Origin of the sequence: Flavobacterium sp. (assembly GCF_031363805.1) — a bacterium.
GTDB lineage: Bacteria > Bacteroidota > Bacteroidia > Flavobacteriales > Flavobacteriaceae > Flavobacterium.
Genome location: NZ_JANLVD010000244.1, coordinates 1 through 2,202 on the forward strand (window position 1 = coordinate 1; position 2,202 = coordinate 2,202).

Annotated in this window: 3 protein-coding genes and 1 tRNA gene; 2 read left to right on the forward strand and 2 right to left on the reverse strand. The window is 32.3% G+C overall.

The window, feature by feature from the left end; all coding sequences use genetic code 11:
- Positions 1-481 (forward strand): bacillithiol biosynthesis deacetylase BshB1 (locus RMN92_RS12750; RefSeq protein WP_309609822.1); only part of this gene is annotated, 481 nt, incomplete at its 5' end.
- Positions 482-545: 64 nt separating this feature from the next.
- Positions 546-619, forward strand: a tRNA-His gene (locus RMN92_RS12755).
- A gap of 128 nt (positions 620-747) precedes the next feature.
- Here RMN92_RS12755 and RMN92_RS12760 read toward each other — a convergent pair.
- Both RMN92_RS12760 and RMN92_RS12765 read right to left on the reverse strand, forming a co-directional pair.
- On the reverse strand, positions 748-1,431 hold the full coding sequence (locus tag RMN92_RS12760; protein ID WP_309609823.1) for a hypothetical protein: 684 nt from the start codon (positions 1,429-1,431) through the stop codon (positions 748-750).
- A 252-nt stretch (positions 1,432-1,683) separates the two neighbouring features.
- Entirely contained in the window at positions 1,684-1,917 is a 234-nt protein-coding gene (locus RMN92_RS12765) for a helix-turn-helix transcriptional regulator (RefSeq protein WP_309609824.1), read from the reverse strand.
- Between the last annotated feature and the right edge of the window lie 285 nt (positions 1,918-2,202).

Genomic DNA, 2,202 nt, shown 5'->3' on the forward strand with positions numbered 1-2,202 from the left:
TAATGACGAGAAGCATCAATTGGAAGTCATTAAGATGATTCGAAAATACCGACCTGAAATTGTGATTTGCAATGCTATTGATGACCGTCATATTGATCATGGCAAAGGAAGTAAATTGGTTTCGGATGCTTGTTTTTTGTCTGGACTTGTAAAAATTGAAACTAGTTTGGATGGTAGTATTCAAAAACCATGGCGCCCAAAGTTGGTGTATCATTACATTCAATGGAAAAACATTGAACCCGATTTTGTGGTCGATGTTTCAGATTTTATGGATGTGAAGATGGAAGCCATAAAAGCCTATGAAACTCAGTTTTATAATCCAAATTCAAACGAACCAGAATCGCCAATAACTTCCAAAAACTTTTTGGATAGTGTGCTTTACAGGGCGCAGGATTTGGGCCGATTAATCGGGTCGAATTACGGAGAAGGTTTTACTGTAGAAAGGTATTTGGCAGTCAATAGTTTAAATGATTTGAAATAATTTTTTTGTTTTTTTATTTGCAGAAACCAACTTTTACAATATCTTTGCACTCGTTAAATAAATGGTGGTTGTAGCTCAGCTGGTTAGAGTATTGGTTTGTGGTGCCGAGGGTCGCCGGTTCGAACCCGGTCAGCCACCCTACATAACGCAAAAGGTTTCGAAGTAATTCGGAACCTTTTTTTTGGTATAATTATAATTTAATAATATAGTTTATTGGGTTTTGAGTATTAAAAAAAGAGTTCACAAGTTGTGAACTCTTTTTTTGTTTAAACCGCTTGTGGTGTATTGCTTCCGCCACTACCGTAACGATTTACGTGAAGTTTTTTCAGCATTTTTGTAATGGTGTATTCATTTGCTTTGGCTGTGCCATGGTAAACTGCTTTACCAATACTGCAAATGTCTATAATGTAATCGTTGTATAATGAATCGAAAGTGGCACCATTGTCGTTTGTTAGCAATTGTCGTTCTTTGATGATTTTGGTTTGTAAATTGCTTTTTTCAGTCAAGTCTTTAAAATTGGTATCGAGAAGCGCAGGGAAATTGGACTTCATGGCTTTTGATGTAAGCAATGCTTGGTTGCTGGCTACCACTTGCATTAATGCCTTTATATCTACTAGACCGCCTTCGATGTTTCGTTTTTTCAAATTGTTGATAATATCTTGTACAAGAGTTGTAGGCAATGCCGCTTTTTGAACTACAATATTAAATATTTTTAGTGGTTTGTATAGATTATCTGCCAGTAGGTATAATTCTTTGGTTATTGTTTTTTGTTTCGTAAGCAGTACATCGGCTTTTTCAAGTTCTCTAACATCTTCGGTTGCTTCTTTAAACTGGTTTAAAAATGCGACAGAATAAAAATCATTTTCGGCTTCAATTTCTGCTTGGTCTCTTTCGAAGCTGGAAATAAGCATGTCTGCAACTGGGATAATTTCTTCTTGTTTAATGTTCATTATATATTTAGTTTAATTTGTTACTTATTTAGGATAATATCTTACTTATATTGGATGATGACTTACTTGTATTGAATGATATCTTACTTATGTTGGCTGATATCTTACTTTAGTTGGCTGATATCTTACTTTAGTTGGATAATGTCTTACTTTGGTTGGATGATGTCTTACTTTGGTTGGATGATGTTTTACTTTGTTTGGATAATGTTTTACTTTGTTTGGATGATGGCTTACTTTGGTTGGATGTTGGCTTTATAAAATTTCAAAATTAAATAATTCGCCTGTACTTACTTCTAATCCTTTAGCTAGTGATTTTATAGTACATAGCGTTGGGTTTACAGTACCACGTTCAATTCTAGTTATTTGAGGCAATGATACATCAGATGAATTGGCTAATTCTTCCTGTGAAAAGCCCTTGGCAAGTCTTAGTTTTTTAAGATTTACACCAAACTTTTTTATATATATTTCATCTCTTAAATTAATCACTATCGGTTTACTATATTTAGTAAACAAAAATGAATGAAACAAAAAAATATAATATAATCATGTATGATTATATGATGAAAATATTATATTTGCACTATAAAGATTCGCAAATAAACTTTTACCAAATATGTGGAAAACCGTAAAATTGTATCAGGTTTTATTTGTAATCTTGCAAAAAAATAAACAAAAAATTATTTACTAAAAAAATTAAATAAAAATGAAAAAAACTATCTACAAAATTTCCAAGTTATTAGTTTTGCTTTTACTTGTAACAATGGGTGGATG